At 73.7% G+C, this 17880-nt stretch carries 16 protein-coding genes; 12 read left to right on the forward strand and 4 right to left on the reverse strand.

Annotation, left to right across the window (positions count from 1 at the left end):
* Window positions 1–47: 47 nt before the first annotated feature.
* From ML340_RS09420 to ML340_RS09440, 5 genes are all read left to right on the forward strand, one after another.
* Entirely contained in the window at window positions 48–698 is a 651-nt protein-coding gene (locus ML340_RS09420; protein ID WP_240099004.1) for a histidine phosphatase family protein, read from the forward strand.
* Window positions 699–866: 168 nt separating this feature from the next.
* Complete coding sequence (gene folC / locus ML340_RS09425) at window positions 867–2144, forward strand: bifunctional tetrahydrofolate synthase/dihydrofolate synthase (protein WP_240099005.1); 1278 nt, start codon at window positions 867–869, stop codon at window positions 2142–2144.
* A 74-nt stretch (window positions 2145–2218) separates the two neighbouring features.
* Window positions 2219–3340, forward strand: a complete 1122-nt coding sequence (locus ML340_RS09430; protein ID WP_240099006.1) for an SPOR domain-containing protein — start codon at window positions 2219–2221, stop codon at window positions 3338–3340.
* Between the two features lie 28 nt (window positions 3341–3368).
* Window positions 3369–4838 (forward strand): amidophosphoribosyltransferase, encoded by a 1470-nt coding sequence (gene purF / locus ML340_RS09435; RefSeq protein WP_240099007.1) that lies wholly within the window; start codon window positions 3369–3371, stop codon window positions 4836–4838.
* 72 nt (window positions 4839–4910) lie between these two features.
* On the forward strand, window positions 4911–5714 hold the full coding sequence (locus ML340_RS09440) for a ferritin-like domain-containing protein (RefSeq protein WP_240099008.1): 804 nt from the start codon (window positions 4911–4913) through the stop codon (window positions 5712–5714).
* 12 nt (window positions 5715–5726) lie between these two features.
* On the opposite strand, the gene lpxH is transcribed toward ML340_RS09440, so the two are convergent.
* Complete coding sequence (gene lpxH / locus ML340_RS09445; protein ID WP_240099009.1) at window positions 5727–6458, reverse strand: UDP-2,3-diacylglucosamine diphosphatase; 732 nt, start codon at window positions 6456–6458, stop codon at window positions 5727–5729.
* Window positions 6459–6544: 86 nt separating this feature from the next.
* Here lpxH and gltX point away from each other — a divergent pair, with 86 nt between their 5' ends.
* Both gltX and ML340_RS09455 read left to right on the forward strand, forming a co-directional pair.
* Complete coding sequence (gene gltX, locus ML340_RS09450) at window positions 6545–7951, forward strand: glutamate--tRNA ligase (protein WP_240099010.1); 1407 nt, start codon at window positions 6545–6547, stop codon at window positions 7949–7951.
* A 9-nt stretch (window positions 7952–7960) separates the two neighbouring features.
* Window positions 7961–8452 (forward strand): transcriptional repressor, encoded by a 492-nt coding sequence (locus ML340_RS09455; RefSeq protein WP_240099011.1) that lies wholly within the window; start codon window positions 7961–7963, stop codon window positions 8450–8452.
* Window positions 8453–8706: 254 nt separating this feature from the next.
* Here the strand turns inward: ML340_RS09455 and ML340_RS09460 are convergent, their stop codons facing one another.
* On the reverse strand, window positions 8707–10761 hold the full coding sequence (locus ML340_RS09460; protein WP_240099012.1) for a TonB-dependent receptor: 2055 nt from the start codon (window positions 10759–10761) through the stop codon (window positions 8707–8709).
* A gap of 108 nt (window positions 10762–10869) precedes the next feature.
* Between ML340_RS09460 and ML340_RS09465 the strand changes: the two genes are divergently transcribed.
* Together ML340_RS09465 and ML340_RS09470 are read left to right on the forward strand one after the other, a co-directional pair.
* A complete protein-coding gene (locus tag ML340_RS09465) occupies window positions 10870–11277 on the forward strand; it encodes a MerC domain-containing protein (RefSeq protein ID WP_240099013.1) in 408 nt (135 codons plus the stop codon).
* Window positions 11278–11375: 98 nt separating this feature from the next.
* On the forward strand, window positions 11376–11576 hold the full coding sequence (locus tag ML340_RS09470; RefSeq protein WP_240099015.1) for a 30S ribosomal protein THX: 201 nt from the start codon (window positions 11376–11378) through the stop codon (window positions 11574–11576).
* A 69-nt stretch (window positions 11577–11645) separates the two neighbouring features.
* Here the strand turns inward: ML340_RS09470 and hutI are convergent, their stop codons facing one another.
* A complete protein-coding gene (gene hutI, locus ML340_RS09475; protein ID WP_240099017.1) occupies window positions 11646–12881 on the reverse strand; it encodes an imidazolonepropionase in 1236 nt (411 codons plus the stop codon).
* Between the two features lie 106 nt (window positions 12882–12987).
* On the opposite strand from hutI, the gene hutG reads away from it, so the two are divergent.
* Window positions 12988–13926: a formimidoylglutamase gene (gene hutG / locus ML340_RS09480; RefSeq protein WP_240099019.1), complete on the forward strand. Its 939-nt coding sequence runs from the start codon at window positions 12988–12990 to the stop codon at window positions 13924–13926.
* A gap of 12 nt (window positions 13927–13938) precedes the next feature.
* Here hutG and ML340_RS09485 read toward each other — a convergent pair whose 3' ends face one another.
* On the reverse strand, window positions 13939–15201 hold the full coding sequence (locus ML340_RS09485; protein WP_240099021.1) for an alkaline phosphatase family protein: 1263 nt from the start codon (window positions 15199–15201) through the stop codon (window positions 13939–13941).
* An 84-nt stretch (window positions 15202–15285) separates the two neighbouring features.
* On the opposite strand from ML340_RS09485, the gene hutU reads away from it, so the two are divergent.
* Together hutU and ML340_RS11940 are read left to right on the forward strand one after the other, a co-directional pair.
* Window positions 15286–16956, forward strand: a complete 1671-nt coding sequence (gene hutU, locus ML340_RS09490) for a urocanate hydratase (RefSeq protein WP_240099023.1) — start codon at window positions 15286–15288, stop codon at window positions 16954–16956.
* Window positions 16953–17846 carry an ATP-grasp domain-containing protein gene (locus ML340_RS11940; RefSeq protein ID WP_275672696.1) on the forward strand — a complete coding sequence of 298 codons (894 nt, stop codon included), beginning with the start codon at window positions 16953–16955 and terminating at the stop codon, window positions 17844–17846. The genes hutU and ML340_RS11940 overlap by 4 nt, the downstream gene beginning before the upstream one ends.
* Window positions 17847–17880 lie beyond the last annotated feature (34 nt).

Genomic DNA, 17880 nt, shown 5'->3' on the forward strand with positions numbered 1-17880 from the left:
CGCCGGCTCTGCTAGGCTGGTGCGCATCCCCACGCCGCGACCGCCGTATGCGCATCCTGCTCGCCCGCCACGGGGAGACTCCGTGGAACGCCGAAGGCCGCTACCAGGGCCAGGTCGACATCCCGCTGTCGGAGGTCGGCCTGGCGCAGGCGCGCGCGCTCGGCGCGCGCCTGGCCGGGGTGCCGATCGCGCGCGCGGTCGCCTCGCCGCTGGTGCGCGCACGGCGGACCGCGGAACTGGCGCTGGGCGAGGCCCGCGCCGGCCTGCTGCAACTGGATCCGGACCTGCGCGAGATCGGCCACGGCGACTGGGAGGGCCTGCTGGCCAGCGAGATCGCCGCGCGCGACCCGGAGCGGCTGGCGGCCTGGCGGCAGGCACCCGACACCGTGCAGATGCCCGGGCCCGGCGGCGAGTCGCTGCGGCAGGTGCAGGAGCGCGCGTGGCCGGCGCTGGCGCGCGCCTGCGCCGGGCTCGGCGCGGACGACCTGCTGCTGGTGGTGGCGCACGACGCCGTCAACCGGGTGCTGCTGGCGCGCGTGCTCGGCATCCCGCTGGCGCGGCTGTGGAGCTTCCGCCAGGCGCCGACCACCCTCAACCTGCTGGAGGGGCCGCACGTGGAGGCGCTCGACGTGGTGCGGCTGAACGACAGCACCCACCACACCGACCTGTTCGGCGAGGCCGTGCACCGCGCGCTGTGAATCGCCTGCTCGCGGCGTATAGTGCGACCTCGGCCGCCGGCAGGCGCAGGCACCGGCATGGAGGGCCAGCAGCACGGGCAGCAGGACAGGCAGGCACGGCATGCTCCGCCTTATGTGGCATGCAGGGCGATGGATGCGGCGCCTGCCGGGCGCGCGGATAATCGCCGCATGCACGCAACCCTCGACGACTGGCTGGCGCGCCTGCAAACCCAGCATCCGCAGGCGATCGCACTCGGCCTGGAGCGCATCCGCGCGGTGGCCGCGCGGATGCAGCTTGCGCGCCCGGCGCCGCGGGTGGTGGTGGTCGGCGGCACCAACGGCAAGGGATCGACGGTGGCCTTCGTGGAGGCGATCGCGCGCGCCCACGGCTGGCGCACCGGCGCGTACACCTCGCCGCATCTGCGGCGCTACTCCGAGCGGGTGCGGATCGACGGGCGCGAGGCCGAGGACGCCGCGCTGGTCGCGGGCTTCGAGGCGGTCGAGGCGGCGCGCGGCGAGATCCCGCTGACCTATTTCGAGCACGGCACCCTGGCGGCGCTGTGGCTGTTCGCGCGCGCCGGACTGGACCTGGCGGTGCTGGAGATCGGCCTCGGCGGGCGGCTGGACGCGGTCAACCTGGTGGATGCGGACGTGGCGGTGATCACCACCGTGGACCTCGACCACCAGGACTGGCTGGGCCCGGACATCGAGCGGATCGGCTACGAGAAGGCGTGGATCGCCCGCCCCGGGCGGCCGCTGGTGCTCGGTGACGACGACCCGCCGGCCAGCGTACTGCGGCACGCCTACGCGATCGGCGCGCAGGCCTGGCGGATCGGCTGCGACTTCTTCGCCGAGCCGCTCGACGCCGCGCGCTGGCGCTGGCGCGAAGTCGGCTTCGCGCTCGAGCTGCCGCGCCCGGCGCTGGCGGCGCCGGTGCAGCTGCGCAACGCCGCCTGCGCGATCGCTGCGCTGCGCGCGCTGGATGCCGAGGAGGCGATCGCGCCGGAGGCCTATGCCGCCGGCATCGCCGGCGCGCGCATCGCTGGGCGCCTGCAGCGGTGCGTGCGCGACGGGGTCGAGATCGTGGTCGATGTCGGCCACAACCCGCAGGCCGCGCGTGCACTGGCGGACTGGCTGCGCGCACAGCCGCCACGCCCGACCCGCGCGGTGCTGGCGGTGCTCGCCGACAAGGATGCCGCCGGGCTGGTGGCGCCGCTGGCGGCGCAGATCGTCGGTTGGCACTTGGCCGACAGCACCGCGGCCGGCCGCCGCGGCCAGGACGCGGACGCGCTGGCCGCCGCGCTGGCCGCCACCCCCGCCGCGCGCGGCACGCGCCATGCGGACGTCGCGGCCGCGCTGGACGCGGCCTGCGCCGCCGCCGGTGGCGGCGGGCGGGTGCTGGTGTACGGCTCGTTCCACGCCGCGGCCGCCGCGCTGCAGGAATTGGAAGCGGCGACCCTCGGCTGAACGCGGCGGCGCGCGGCACCGGGGCGGGGGGAGGCGCCGGTATAATCACGCTCCACGCGGTTGCGGACCTCCCGATGGATTCCTCGCTCAAGCAGCGCCTGGTTGGCGCGGTGGTGCTGGTCGCGCTGGGCGTGATCTTCCTGCCGATGCTGGTCAAGGGCCCGGCCCCCGACAGCGGCGTGGCCGACGTGCCGCTCACGGTGCCGGTGCCGCCGCGCAGTGCGGGCACGGAGACGGTGGAACTGCCGCTGGACGTGCCCGCGGCGTCCCCGGCCGGCGGCGTGACCGGCATGCCGGCCCCGGCCGCGGCCGACACCGCCGCCGCGGCGCCGGCTGCCAGCGCGTCCGCGGCGCCTCCCGCGGCCGGCGCGCAGGCCGCCGCCGGCGACTATGTGGTCGAGTTCGGCCGCTATGCCAGCGCCGGCGATGCCGACAAGGTGATCGCCGCCTTGCGCGGCGCGGGCCTCGCCGCCTACCGCGAGGCCACGACCGTGGCCGGCAAGCCGGCGCAGCAGGTGCGCATCGGCCCGTTCGCCGATCGCGCCGCCGCCGAATCCGCGCGCCTGACCGCGACCGGGCTGGATCCGCGGGTCAGCGCCAGGGTCATCGTGCTCGATGCCGGCAACGGCCCTGCCGCGCCCGCCGCCGGCGCCTCCCCATCCACCACGGCGTCGGCGTCCGCCGCGACGCTCGCCTCCCCGGCGGCGGCCCCTGCGCCGAAGCCGGTGCCGCCTGCTACCGCAGCGCCCGCCGCCAAGCCAGCGGATGCGCCGGCCGCTGCGGCAAACCCGGCCGAGCCGGCGCCGGGCAAGCCCGCCGCGACACCGGCGGCCAAGCCCGTGGAGGCTGCGTCCGCCAGCGCGGGCAAGCCTGCCGCCGCGGCGGCCGCGATGCCGAAGCCGGCGGAGCCAGCGTCGACGGCGGCCAAGTCGGCCGCGCCGAGCGCGGCGAACGCGGCCGGCACCGGTTTCGTGGTGCAGGTCGGCGCGTTCGCGGATGCCGCCGCGGCCACCGCGCTGCGCGACCGCCTGCGCGCGGCCGGCTTCAATGCCTTCACCGACCGCGTGCAGACCGAGGGCGGCGCGCGCACCCGGGTGCGCGTGGGCCCGGCGGTGACCCGCGCCGAGGCCGACGCGCTCCAGGCGCAGGTCAAGGCCAAGGCCGGCCTCGACGGCATCGTCCGCCCGCATCCCTGATCCCCATCCCTGCGCAGGACCCGCCCGCATGTGTGGCATCGTCGGCATCGTCGGACAAACCGAAGTCGCGGCCCGGCTGTACGACGGCTTGACCGTGCTCCAGCACCGCGGCCAGGACGCGGCCGGGATCGCCACCGCGCAGGCCAGCCGCATCCGCGTGCACAAGGGCAACGGCCTGGTGCGCGACGTGTTCGACCCGGCCGCGATGGCGCTGCTGCAGGGGCGGGTCGGGATCGGCCACTGCCGTTACCCGACCGCCGGCAGCGAGGGCAGCGACGAGGCGCAGCCGTTCTACGTCAACTCGCCCTACGGCATCGCGCTGGCGCACAACGGCAACCTGGTCAACACCGAGGCACTGCGCCGGCAGGTGTTCGAGCAGGACCGCCGCAACGTCAATACCGATTCCGATTCGGAAGTCCTGCTCAATGTGTTCGCGCACGAGCTGGACACCCAGAACGCGCTGACCCCGGAGGCGGTGTTCGCCGCGATCGCCGGCGTGCACCGGCGCGCGCGCGGCGGCTACGCCGTGGTCTGCCTGGTGCTGGGGCTGGGGCTGGTCGCCTTCCGCGACCCGCACGGCATCCGCCCGCTGGTGCTCGGGCGGCGCACCGGCGAGGCGGGCGAGGAGTGGATCGTGGCCTCCGAGTCGGTCGCGCTGGACGTGCTCGGCTTCGAGCGGGTGCGCGACGTGCGTCCGGGCGAGGGCCTGGTGATCACCGCGCGCGGCGAGCTGCACGCGCGCGCCTGCGCGCCGGCCGCGGTGCATGCGCCGTGCATCTTCGAATACGTGTACTTCGCGCGCCCCGACTCGATGATCGAGGACATCTCGGTGCACAAGGCGCGTATGCGCATGGGCGTGGCGCTGGGCGAGAAGATCCTGCGCGAGCGCCCCGAGCACGACATCGACGTGGTGATCCCGATCCCCGACACCAGCCGCGACTCCGCGCTGGAGCTGGCCAACGTGCTCGGGGTGAAGTACCGCGAGGGCTTCATCAAGAATCGCTACGTCGGCCGCACCTTCATCATGCCGGGGCAGGGCGAGCGCGCCAAGTCGGTCAAGCGCAAGTTGAACCCGATCCCGCTGGAGTTCCGCAACCGGGTGGTGCTGCTGGTGGACGACTCGATCGTGCGCGGCACCACCAGCCGCCAGATCGTGCAGATGGCGCGTGATGCCGGCGCGCGCAAAGTCTACCTGGCCTCGGCCGCGCCGCCGGTGCGCTACCCGAACGTGTACGGGATCGACATGCCGGCGGCCGAGGAGCTGATCGCGCACGGCCGCAGCGAGCAGGAGATCGAGCAACTATTGGGCTGCGACTGGCTGGTGTACCAGGACTTGGCCGACCTCGAGGCCGCGGTCGCCGGGCCCAAGTTCCCGGGGCGCCGATTCGATTCGTCCTGCTTCAGCGGCGAATACGTGACCGGGATCGAGCCTGGCTACTTCGAGCACCTGCGCCAGCTGCGCTCGGACGAGGCGAAGAAGAAACGCAGGGCGTCCTGACGGGGCAAGACGCACTGCAGGGCGAGACCCGGCTCCCCCGCCACACGCCTTGGGTTATTCCTGGTTGCCGACATGAAGAGCCTCTTCGCCGCCGCCCGCGCCTGCCTCGACGCCGCCACGCCGGACGCCAAGCCCGCGCTGACGCTGGCGATGGCGGAGGCGTTCGCGCGCGGTGAACTGGCGATCGACGACGATGCCCCGCCGCCGGCGCCGATCCGGATGCCGGGCCGGCCCGCGCGCCCGCGCCTGGTACATCCGCGCGACCTGCCGCGGCGCGGCTTCGGCAGCCGCGAGGGGCGCGCCGCCTTCCTGCACGCGGTGGCGCACATCGAGTTCAACGCCATCGACCTCGCCTGGGACGCGGTGTACCGCTTCCGCGGCATGCCGCCCGCGTTCTACGCGGACTGGGTGGCGGTGGCCCGCGACGAGGCCCGCCACTTCACCCTGCTGCGCGCGCGGCTGCGCGAATTCGGCCACGACTACGGCGACTTCGACGCCCACAACGGCCTGTGGGAGATGGCCGAGAAGACCGCGCACGACGGCCTGGCGCGCATGGCGCTGGTGCCGCGCGTGCTGGAGGCGCGCGGGCTGGACGTCACCCCGGGCATGATCGTGAAGCTGCGCGCGCTGGGCGATGGCGCAACCGCGGACATCCTGGAGCTCATCCTGCGCGAGGAAGTGGCGCACGTGGCCGCCGGCAGCCGCTGGTACCGCTGGCACTGCGAACGCGCCGGGGTGGAGCCGCGCGCGTGCTTCCGCGCACTGCTGCGCGAGTACGCCAGCGGCGTGCTGCACAAGCCGTTCAACACCGCGGCGCGGCTGCAGGCCGGGTTCGATCCGGAGGAACTGGAAAGCCTGCTGGCCGAAGCGGACTGAGCGCGGCCGCCGTCAGGCCGGGGCGAGGGCTGCCAGCGTGCAGCCGTCCGGGGTGACCCGCAGCACTGAGCCCTGTTCGTACCAGTCGCCGAGCACGATCCGGGTGCGCCCGTGGCCCTCGTCGTGGATCGCCGGGCGGTGGGTGTGGCCGTGGATCATGCGCCGGACGCCGTAGCGTTCGAAGAACGCCTGCACCGTGGCCGGCGCCACGTCGCCGATGGTTTCGGCCATGCCCTGCGCGGCCAGTTCGCCATGGCGGGCCTGGCTGGCGCTGCGCGCCCGCGCGGCGAACGCCAGCCGCGCCGCCAGCGGCTGCGCGAGGAACTGCGCCCGCCAGCGCGGATTGCGCACCTGCGCGCGGACCTGCTGGTAGGCCGTGTCCTCGCTGCACAGCAGGTCGCCGTGCAGCAGCAGGGTCGGCGTCCCGTACAGCACCACCACCGCCGGATCGGCCAGCAGGGTCATGCCGCAGCGGCGGGCGTACTCGGGGCCGAGCAGGAAGTCGCGGTTGCCGCGGATGAAGTAGGCCGGCACGCCGCGATCGACCAGCGCGCGCAGGTGGGTGGCCACCGCGGCGCCGGCCGCGGAGGGGTCGTCGTCGCCGACCCAGGCCTCGAACAGGTCGCCGAGGATGTACAGCGCATCGGCGCCACGCGCCTCGCCGTCGAGGAAGCGGCAGAACAGGTCGGTGATCGCCGGGCGCGCGGGATCCAGGTGCAGGTCGGAGACGAACAGGGTGGCCATGCGCGCAGTGTACGCGCGCGCCCGCGCCGGCCGGCGGACGCGGGCGCCGCGCTAGAATGCGCGCCACTGCCGTCCGCCGCCGCGCCATGACCGTCCGCACCCGCTTCGCCCCGTCCCCCACCGGCTACCTGCACATCGGCGGCGCGCGCACCGCACTCTACTGCTGGCTGTACGCGCGCCGGCACGGCGGCCGGTTCGTGCTGCGGATCGAGGACACCGACCGCGAGCGCAGCACCCAGGCGGCGATCGACGCGATCCTGCAGGCGATGGACTGGCTGGGGCTGGACTACGACGAAGGCCCGATCTACCAGACCGATCGCCTCGACCGCTACCGCCAGGTCGCCGAGCAGCTGGTCGCCGCCGGCCACGCCTACTATGCCTACGAGACCAAGGAGGAGCTGGAGGCGATGCGCGAGGCGGCGATGGCCGCCGGCCAGAAGCCGCGCTACAACGGTGCCGCGCGCGACGCCAACCTGCCCTGGCGCGACGATCCCAACCGGGTGATCCGCTTCAAGAACCCGCTGCACGGCAGCGTGGCCTGGGACGACGCGGTGAAGGGCCGGATCGAGATCGCCAACGGCGAGCTCGACGACCTGGTGATCCTCCGCAGCGACGGTTACCCCACCTACAACTTCGCGGTGGTGGTGGACGACCTCGACATGGCCATCACCCATGTGGTGCGCGGCGACGACCACGTCAACAACACCCCGCGCCAGATCAACCTGTACCGCGCGCTGGGGGCGCCGGTGCCGGTGTTCGCGCACCTGCCGATGATCCTCGACGAGCACGGCGCCAAGCTGTCCAAGCGCACCGGCGCCGCCGACGTGATGCAGTACCGCGACATGGGCTACCTGCCGCATGCGCTGCTCAACTACCTGGTGCGGCTGGGGTGGTCGCACGGCGACCAGGAGCTGTTCTCGATCGCGCAGATGCAGGCGCTGTTCGACCTGGCCGATGTCAACGCCAAGGCCTCGCGGCTGGATCCGGCCAAGCTCGGCTGGATGAACCAGCAATACCTGAAGACCTCCGATCCGGAGGCGGTTGCGCAGCACCTCGTCTGGCACCTGCGGCAGGCCGGCTACGATCTCGCCCGCGGCCCCAAGCCCGTCGAACTGGTGTTGGCCCTGCGCGAGCGCGCGCAGACCCTGAAGGAGCTGGCGGAGAAGTCCGCGGTGTGGTTCCGGCCACTCACCGAGTACGACGCAGCGGCGGTGGCCAAGCACCTGGTGCCCGCCGCGCGGGCACCGCTGGCCGAGGCGCGCGCGCGCCTGGCCGCGCTGGCGGACTGGACCCCGGAGGCGATCGCCGACGCGCTCAAGGCCACCGCCGAGGCGCAGGGCCTCGGCATGGGCAAGATCGCGCAGCCGATGCGGGTGGCCATCACCGGCACCCAGGTCAGCCCCGACATCGGCTGGACGGTGTACCTGTGCGGGCGCGATGAGGCGCTGGCGCGGATCGACGCCGCCCTTGCAAAGATCCCCGCGGCGGCCTAGATCAGGGCCATGGCCAAGCCGCACGCCTGCACCGACCCGGCCCACCACGTGCACGACGCGCGCGGCTTCGTGGCCGCGGTCGAGCAGGCCTGCCACCGCCGCGGCCTGCGCCTGACCCCGGTGCGCGCGCGCATCCTCGGCCTGATCGCCGAGGCCGGGCAGCCGGTCAAGGCCTACGACCTGCTGGAGCAGGTGCGCACGCAGGAGGGCGCGGGTGCCGCCGCGCCGCCGACCGTGTACCGCGCGCTGGACTTCCTGCTCGCCAACGGCTTCATCCACAAGCTGGAGTCGATCAACGCGTTCGTCGCCTGCCACCATCCGGACGCCGCCCGGCACTCGGTGCCGTTCCTGATCTGCGACCGCTGCCATTCGGCCACCGAGCTGGAGGACGCCAGCATCGTGGCCCAGCTCGACGCCGCCGCGCGCGCGCTGGGCTTCGCGCCGCAGGCGCAGACCCTGGAAGTGCACGGGCTGTGCGCGCGCTGCGCGCGCTCGGCCTGAGCCCACTTCGTCGCGCGGCCGTGTGCGCACGATGCAGGCCGGCCTGCTGTCCGTGGATCGCGGCAGCGGGGGCCTCGCCGCCGAGGTCGCTGCCCGTATCTGCATGGTGACGTGGCGCGCGCATGGACTCTGCGTGCGCGCCACCGCGGCCGGCGCCTGCCGGTCGCGTGACGCCCCAAAAGCAAGAACGCCCCGGCCCGGGGCGGGTCGGGGCGCTTGCCCAAGCGCACGGATCGTGGCGCCGGCCGCGGGGATCAGAAGAACACGCGCACGCCGACGCCGACGCTGCGGCCGGGCAGCACCACTTCGTCCTTGAGGAAGGAGGTGGCGACCCGCCCGACCTGGTTGGTCAGGTTGGTGCCGTCGGCGAACAGCTCCCAGCTCAGGTTGCCGGTGTCGAAGTGCTTGCTGACGTGCGCATCGACGAAGGTGAAGCCGGCGGTCGGGGTCTCGTATTCGCCGATCTTGTCCTGGCGGTTGGTGCGGGTCGCGCCCAGCGCGGCGCGCCAGCCGTCGTGCTGCCAGCGCAGCTGCGCGCCCAGCCGCGACGGCGGGATGCGCGGCACGTTGCCGCCGCCGACGAAGGTCGCGCGCACGGCATCGCCGAACACCCGCAGGTCCCAGTCGCCGCGGTCGCTGCGCGCGAGGTGGAACACCGCCTCGCCCTCGACCCCGCGGAAGCGCGCGTCCGCCTGCGACCACTGCCGCACCGGCAGGTCCTGGTCGCCTTCCTCCCAGTACCAGGTCTGGCCGGTATCGGCGATGTAGATGAAGTCGCGGAAGCGGTTGTAGTAGGCCGACAGCTTGGCATCCACCAGCGCCGACTGGTACTGCAGCCCCAGTTCGAGTTGGTTGGCGGCCTCCTTGCGCAGGTTCGGGTTGCCGATCTCGTAGGCGAGGGTGGCGATGTGCGGGCCGTCGGAGAACAGTTCCTCCTCCACCGGCGCGCGCTCGGCGCGGTCGAGGTTGAGGGTCAGCTTCCAGCCGTCGGCCAGCTTCCACGCACCGGCGGCGGACAGGCTGACCGGGTGGAAGCGGCGGCCGGCGCCGCCCACCGGGGTCGACTTCACCCGGTCCAGGCGCGCGCCGAGATCGAGCTGGAAGCCGTCCCAGCTGCGGCGGGCGACGCCGAACAGGCCGTAGGCGCGGGTACTGGTCTCCGGCACGAAGGCCTCCTCGCCGATCGCCACGAAGGTGCTGGCCGCGATCTGGGTGCCGAGCGCGCCCTGCCAGCCGTCGCGGCTGCCGAAGGTCGCCTCCATCCGCCCCTCGTTGGCGTTCTTGCGGAACACGGTGCCCGGCTGGTCGCCCTCGAACTCGGTGTGTTGGTAACTGGTATGCGCGAACGAGAAGCGCAGGCCGTTGCCCTCGCCCCACAGGTCGCGCAGCGCGCCCTTGGCCTCGTAGCGGTCCTGGCGCATCTTGATGTAGACCCCGCGTTCGCCGAGCGCGATGTCGCCCGGCTCGCCCGGGTTGCCGTACTCGTCCTTGTAGCGCGCGGCGGACAGGCCGACGAAGCCCCAGTCGCCCAGCAGCGAGCCGCCGACCGCGCCGGTACGGGTGTCCACGAACGAGTTGCGCTGGCGGCCGTCCGGCGTGTCGTAGTCCGGGGCGTGCCGGTACACCGCGTCCGCGTGCAGGGCGAAGCGGTCGCTGCCGCCGTCCACCCGCGCCATGGTGGTGTTGCCGTGCTGGTCGCCGGCGAAGAAGCGGGTCTCGGCGCGCCCGCTGAAGCCGTTGTCGATCGCGTATTCGGGGATGCGGCCGTCGACCACGTTGACCGCGCCGCCGATCGCGCCGCTGCCGTAGAGCAGGGTGGACGGGCCTTTCAGCACCTCGATCTGGTCGGCGAGGAACGGCTCGATCGCCGGCGCATGGTCCTGGCTCACGGTGGACACGTCCTGGCTGGCCAGGCCGCCGTCCAGGATCGCCACCCGCGGCCCGTCCATGCCGCGGATGATCGGGCGGCCGACCCCGGGGCCGAAGTTCGAGCTCTGCACGCCCGGCAGGCTGGCGACGGTGTCGCCAAGGGTCCCGGCGCGGGCCTCGTCCAGGCGCTGCCCGGACAGCACCTCGACCGGCTTGCTCAGGGTGTCGGCGGTGTCCTGCAGGGCGCTGGCGGTGACCACCACGCCGCTGAGGTCCTTGATGTGGTCCTGCTCGGACTTGGACTGGTGGCGGGTGTCGCTGGGCGGGGTCTTCTGGTCGTCGGTCGGCGGGTCGGCGGCGAACGCCGGCAGCGCGGGCAGGGCGAGCAGGAGGGCGGTCGCCAGCAGGGCGCGGCGCGGGGCGGGGCGGGATTCACGCATGGGCGGCAATGGGTCGTGTAGGGTAGGGGGGAGAATTAAAAATGTTATAACATATCAGCCGCGGGCCCGGTCCCGTGCCTGAAGTCATCCGGTACCGCACGTGCGTCCATGAGCCCGCGTCTGCATGCCCTCTTAGACCGCTTCGGCGCCACGGGTTCCCTGCTGTGCGCGCTGCATTGCGCGCTGCTGCCGGTGGTGATCGCGCTGCTGCCCACGGTCGGGGTCGCCAGCCTGCTCGGCGAGCGCTTCGAACTGGCGTTCGTGGCCTTCGCCAGCGCGGTCGGGCTGTACAGCGTGGTCAGCGGCTACCGCCGGCACCGGCTGTGGCAGGCGCTGGCACTGATGCTGCCGGGGCTGCTCATCCTCTGGGGCGGCGTGCTCAACCCGATGCTGCACCAGGCGCCCTGGCTGCATGCGGTGGTGATGACCGTGGGCGGCACCCTGGTGGGCTTGGCGCACCTGGCCAACCTGCGGCTGTCGGCGGCGCACGTGCACGGGCCGGCCTGCCGCCGCTGAGCCCGGCGCATCGCCGCAGCGGGCACCGGCGGTGCTAGAATCCGCGCCCTCGCGCGTGGCGCGATCCACTTCCACTTTGACGATCCAGGAGCAGCACCATGGGCAAGGGCGACCGCAAGACCGCCAAGGGCAAGCGCTACAACGCCAGCTACGGCAATGCGCGGCCCAAGGCCGGCGCCGTGAAGAAGGCGGCCGGCACCGCCGCCGCGCCGGTGGCCAAGAAGGCCACCAAGACCGTGGCCAAGGCCGCGCCCGCGGCCAAGAAGGCGGTCGCCAAGAAGGCCGCCGCCAAGGAGTGAAGCCCGCCGCGGCGTCGTCCGGCGCCGCTGGCCGTGGATCGCGCCCCGCCCGTGCGGGGCGCGCGCGTATCAGGCAGCCACACGGGCGTCTGCATCGACCCGCCGCCCGCCGGCGTAGGCCGCCTGCAGCAGATTCCCGCCGATCCAGTAGCTGAGCTCGGCGGGGTGGCGCACCTGCCAGAGCGCGAGATCCGCCCGCAGGCCGACCCGCAGCAGGCCGCGATCCTCCAGCCCCAGCGCGCGCGCGGCATGCCAGGTGGCGCCGCGCAGGGCTTCCTCCGGGGTCAGGCGGAAATGGGCGCAGGCCAGCTGCATCGCCTGCCGCAGCGACAGCAGCGGCGAGGTGCCGGGGTTGCAGTCGCTGGCCACCGCCATCGGCACGCCGTGCTCGCGCAGGCGCGCGACCGGCGGCAGCCGGGTCTCGCGCAGCACGTGGAAGGCGCCCGGCAGCAGCACGGCGACCGTGCCGGCCGCGGCCATGGCCGCGACCCCGGCGGCGTCGGTGTATTCGAGGTGATCGGCCGACAGGCCGCCGAACGCGGCCGCCAGCGCGGCGCCGCCGAGGTCGCTGAGCTGGTCGGCGTGCAGCTTGACCGGCAGCCCCAGTGCCCGCGCGGCGGCGAACACGCGCCGGGTCTGCGCGGGCGAGAAGCCGATGCCCTCGCAGAACGCATCCACCGCATCCACCAGCCCCTCCGCCTGCAGGCGCGGCAGCCACGCGCAGACCGCGTCGATGTAGCCGTCGGGGTCGCCGGCATGCTCGGGCGGCAGGGCGTGCGCGCCGAGGAAGGTGGTGCGCACGTCGATGCCGAGCGCCGCGCCGATCCGGCGCGCGACGCGCAGCAGCTTGCGCTCGTTGTCGAAGTCCAGGCCGTAGCCGGACTTGATCTCGAGGGTGGTGGCGCCGTCCTGCAGCAGCGCCCGCGCGCGCGGCAGCGATTGCCGCAGCAGGTCGTCCTCGCTGGCGGCGCGCACCGCGCGCACGCTGGCGAGGATGCCGCCGCCGGCGCGCGCGATCGCCTCGTAGCTGGCGCCGTTGAGGCGCAGGTCGAACTCGTGCGCGCGGTCGCCGGCGAACACCAGGTGGGTGTGGCAATCGACCAGGGCCGGCGTGAGCAGGGCGCCGCCGGCCTCGACCAGCGTCTGCGCGCGGCCCGGCGGCAGCGCGGTGCGCGGCCCGAGCCAGGCGATGCGGCCGTCGGCGACCGCCAATGCGCCGTCCTCGACCAGGCCATAGCCCGCGCCGGGCTCCAGCGTGGCGAGGGTGGCCTCCACGAACAGCAGGTCCCAGTCTGCGGCGGGCATCGCGCGTTCCTTGGTAGACGAATGCAGATTATCGCGGTCCTGGTGCGGGCCCGGCGGCGCCGGCGCGCTCGCTAGAATGCACGCGGAGCCAAACGGGAGGCGCAGGATGGAAGGCTGGAGCGGGCGCATCGACCTGCCGGAGGACGCCTCCACCCGCCGCTGGCACCAGTGGGTGCGCGCGCCGGCGCCGGGGGCGCCGCCCGGCACCGCCGTGCTCGGGTTCGCCTGCGACGAGGGCGTGCGCCGCAACCACGGCCGCGTCGGCGCGGCGGAGGGGCCGGCCGCGCTGCGGGCGCTGCTGTCCAACCTGCCGGTGCTGGATGCGGTGCCGCTGTACGACGCCGGCACCATCGCCTGCACCGACGGCGACCTCGAGGCTGCGCAGCGGCGCTATGCCGAGGCACTGGCGGCGCTGTTGGACGCCGGGCACCTGGCCGTGGGCCTCGGCGGCGGCCACGAGATCGCGTATGCCAGCTACCTCGGGCTGGTGCGCCATCTCGGCGCGCGCCGTCCACGGGTGGCGATCGTCAACCTGGACGCCCACTTCGACCTGCGTCGGCAGCCGCAGCCCAGTTCCGGCACGCCGTTCCTGCAGGCGCTCGAGCATGCGCGCGCGCACGCGCTGCCGGTGCAGTACTGGGTGTACGGCGTCAGCGCCTCGGCCAACACGCGCGCGCTGTTCGACACCGCCGATGCGCTCGGCGTGCACTACGTGCGCGACGACGAACTCGGCCTGCTGGCGCTGCCGCAGCGGCTGGTGGAACTTCAGGCCAGGCTGGCCGAGGTCGATCGGGTCTACCTCAGCCTCGACATCGACGCCCTGCCGCAGGCGGTGGCGCCGGGGGTCAGCGCGCCGGCCGCGCGCGGGGTGCCGCTGGAAGTGGCCGAGCCGCTGCTGGAGGCGGTCGCCGCCAGCGGCAAGCTGGCGCTGGTCGACGTGGCCGAGGTGTGCCCGCCGCTGGACCGCGACCACGCCACCGCGCGGGTGGCGGCGCGGCTGCTGCACCGGGTCACCCGCGCCGCCTGGCGCGCGCGCGCGGGCTGAGCCGCGGCGCCCTCAGCGCGCATCGCGCAGCGCCGGCCGCAGCGGGGCGAGGTCGCCGTCGTTCGCCGCCGCCGGGATGCCGAGCAGGTCGGCCAGCAGCGGATACACGTCCACGTTGTCGAACGGCGGCAGCACGGTGCCGGGGCGGAACGCCGGGCCGTGCGCGACGAAGGTGGCATGCATCGACGGCAGCGCCGGATCGAAGCCATGCGAGCCGCGCGTGCCCGGCTCGCGCCGCGCGATCCAGGCCCGCGGCAGGGCATCCCAGCCTTCGTCCATCTGGCACACGATCGGCGGGATGCGCGGATGCGTGCCGTAGTGCCAGCGCGCCGGCAGTTCGCCCTTGCGCCAGCACTGGTAGTGCGCATGGCGGCCGAGCAGGCGCGCCTCGGCCGCCGCCGTGCGCCCCGGCCGCGGCGCGAAGCCCAGCACCTGGCCGGTGGTCACCGCCTCGGCCAGGTCCGGCGGGGCGATGTCCTCGATCGCGAGCACATGGCCGTCCGCCACCTGCGCCATGCCGTGGTCGGACACCACCACGATGTTGGTGGCCTCCAGCACCCCGCGCCGGCGCAGGCCGTCCACCAGGCGCGCCAGCGCGGCGTCGACCTCGGCGATCGCGGCGCGCACCGCCGGCGCGTCCGGGCCGTCGTCGTGCCCGGCATGGTCGACCTGGTCGAAGTACAGCGTCATCAGCGCCGGTCGCTGCGCGGGCGGCCGATCGAACCAGCCCAGCACCCGGTCCACCCGCTGGGTCGGCGTGATGGTGGCATCGAAGGCGTGCCATTCGTCCGGGCGCACCCCGGCGATCTCGGCCTCGCTGCCGGGCCAGAACATGGTCGCGGTGCGCAGCCCGGCCTTGTGCGCGCCGACCCAGATCGGCTCGCCGCCCCACCAGCGCCCGTCCGCCACCGCGGCGCGGTTGGTCAGCGAGAAGCCGCCGAGCGCCGGGTCGCGCATGGTATTGTTGACGATGCCGTGGTGGTCCGGGCGCAGCCCGGTGACGATGGTGTAGTGGTTGGGGAAGGTCAGGGACGGATAGGAGGGGTTCATCCACTGCGCGCGCACGCCGGTGTCGGCCAGCCAGCGCAGGGTCGGGGCATGGGCGAGGTCGGCCGGGCGCAGGCCGTCGATCGAGATCAGCAGCAGCGGCGGACGCGCGGCCGGCGCAGCGGTGGCTGCGACCGGTGCCGGAACCGGAGGGGGCGCGGGGGCGGTGGCGCAGCCGCTCAGGGCGGCCAGCGCGGCGAGCAGCAGCGGGCGGAGGAAGGCGGGCATCCTGCCATCTTAGCGGGCGCGGATGACCGGTCGGTGTAGCCCGCGATGCGATAATCCGCCAGTCGCATCCTCCGGAAGCCCGCCATGTCCCTGCGCCACGACCCCACGCGCCGGATCCGCGCCCCGCGCGGCAGCGCCCTCACCTGCCGTTCCTGGCTGACCGAGGCGCCGTTCCGGATGCTGCAGAACAACCTCGACCCGGACGTGGCCGAGCGCCCGGAGGACCTGGTGGTGTACGGCGGCATCGGCCGCGCCGCGCGCGACTGGGCGTGCTTCGACAAGATCCTCGAGACGCTGAAGACCTTGGGCGACGACGAGACCCTGCTGGTGCAGTCGGGCAAGCCGGTCGGCGTGTTCCCCACCCATCCCGACGCGCCGCGGGTGCTGATCGCCAATTCCAACCTGGTGCCGCACTGGGCCACCTGGGAGCACTTCAACGAGTTGGACAGGAAGGGGCTGATGATGTACGGCCAGATGACGGCCGGCTCGTGGATCTACATCGGCAGCCAGGGCATCGTGCAGGGCACCTACGAGACCTTCGTGGAGATGGGCCGCCAGCACTACGGCGGCTCGCTCAAGGGCAAGTGGATCCTCACCGCCGGCCTGGGCGGCATGGGCGGCGCGCAGCCGCTGGCGGCCTCGTTGGCCGGCGCGTGCAGCCTCACCATCGAATGCCGGCAGTCGAGCATCGACTTCCGCCTGCGCACCCGCTACGTGGACGAGCAGGCCCGCGACCTCGACGACGCGCTGGCCCGCATCGAGAACTACACCCGGGCGGGCGAGGCCAAGTCCATCGCGCTGCTCGGCAACGCGGCGGAGATCCTGCCGGAGCTGGTGCGCCGCGGCGTACGTCCCGATTGCGTCACCGACCAGACCTCCGCGCACGATCCGGTGCACGGCTACCTGCCGATCGGCTGGAGCGTGGAGCAGTGGCTGGACGAACAGAAGTCCAACCCGGACAAGGTGCGCGACGCGGCCAAGCAGTCGATGCGCGTGCACGTCGAGGCCATGCTGGCCTTCCACGCGCAGGGCATCCCCACCGTCGATTACGGCAACAACCTCCGCCAGATGGCGTTCGACGAAGGCTGCAAGAACGCCTTCGACTTCCCCGGTTTCGTGCCGGCCTACGTGCGCCCGCTGTTCTGCCGCGGCATCGGCCCGTTCCGCTGGGTGGCGCTCTCCGGCGATCCGGAGGACATCTACAAGACCGACGCCAAGGTGAAGGAGCTGATCCCCGACGATCCGCACCTGCACCGCTGGCTGGACATGGCGCGCGAGCGCATCAGTTTCCAGGGCCTGCCGGCGCGCATCTGCTGGGTGGGCCTAGGTCAGCGCCACAGGCTGGGCTTGGCGTTCAACGAAATGGTGCGCAACGGCGAGTTGAAGGCGCCCATCGTGATCGGCCGCGACCATCTGGATTCCGGCAGCGTGGCCTCGCCGAACCGCGAGACCGAAGCCATGCAGGACGGCAGCGATGCGGTGTCCGACTGGCCGCTGCTCAACGCCATGCTCAACGTCGCCGGCGGCGCGACCTGGGTGTCGCTGCACCACGGCGGCGGCGTCGGCATGGGCTATTCGCAGCATGCCGGCGTGGTGATCGTCTGCGACGGGTCCGAGGCCGCCGACAAGCGCATCGCCCGCGTGCTGTGGAACGACCCCGGCACCGGCGTGATGCGCCATGCCGACGCGGGCTACGCGATCGCGCAGGCGTGCGCGCGGGAGCAGGGCCTCAAGCTGCCGATGCTGGGCGGATGAGGCCGGTCGCCCTCCTCACCCCGGATCCGGCATACGCCGGGGACGATCCGCTGTGGCAGACCGTGCTGGCACGGCTGCAGCGCGCGCTGGAGGCAGTCGGCATCGGCAGCGCGCCGATGCCGTGGACCGCGCACGCGGACGATGCCGCGGCGTTGCGGGACTATGCCTGCGTGCTGCCGCTGCTGGCCTGGGGCTACCACCGCGACGGCGCGCGCTGGCAGCGGGCGTGTGCGACCTGGCAGCGCGCCGGGCTGCCGGTGGCCAATCCTGCGCCGGTGCTGGCCTGGAACAGCGACAAGCGCTACCTGCGTGAACTGGCGGAACGCGGGGTGGCGATCCCGCCGACCGTGTTCGCGGAAGCGCTGACGCCGGCGGCGGTCGCGCAGGCCTTCGCCGCCACCGGCGCGAGCGAACTGATCGTCAAGCCCGCGGTGTCCGGCGGCGCATGGAACACCCGGCGCCTGCGGCGCGGCGATCCGCTGCCGCCGGACGACGGCGGTGCGGTGCTGCTGCAGGCGTACCTGCCGAGCATCGAAACCGACGGCGAAACCTCGCTGCTGTTCTTCGGCGGGCATTTCAGCCATGCGGTCTGCAAGCGCCCGGCGCCCGGCGACTTCCGGGTCCAGGAGGAATTCGGCGGCCGCTACCGGCCGCTGGCACGGCCCGCGCCCGAGGCGCTGGCACTGGCCGGGCAGGTGCTGGAGGCGGTCGCGGCGCCCCTGCTGTATGCCCGCATCGACCTGGTGCCGGATGCGGATGGCCGCTGGCGGCTGATGGAGGCCGAGCTGATCGAGCCGGACTTCTACCTCGACCAGGATCCGGCGCAGGGTGCGGGCTTTGCGCGCGCGCTGCGGGCGTACCTGGCGGCCGCCGATGCAGCGCAGGCGTGAGCGGCGCGGATTCATCGCCGGTTGTAGGCGCGGC

This window comes from Thermomonas flagellata, assembly GCF_022419185.1.
In the GTDB taxonomy this organism is placed as follows: Bacteria; Pseudomonadota; Gammaproteobacteria; order Xanthomonadales; family Xanthomonadaceae; genus Thermomonas; species Thermomonas flagellata.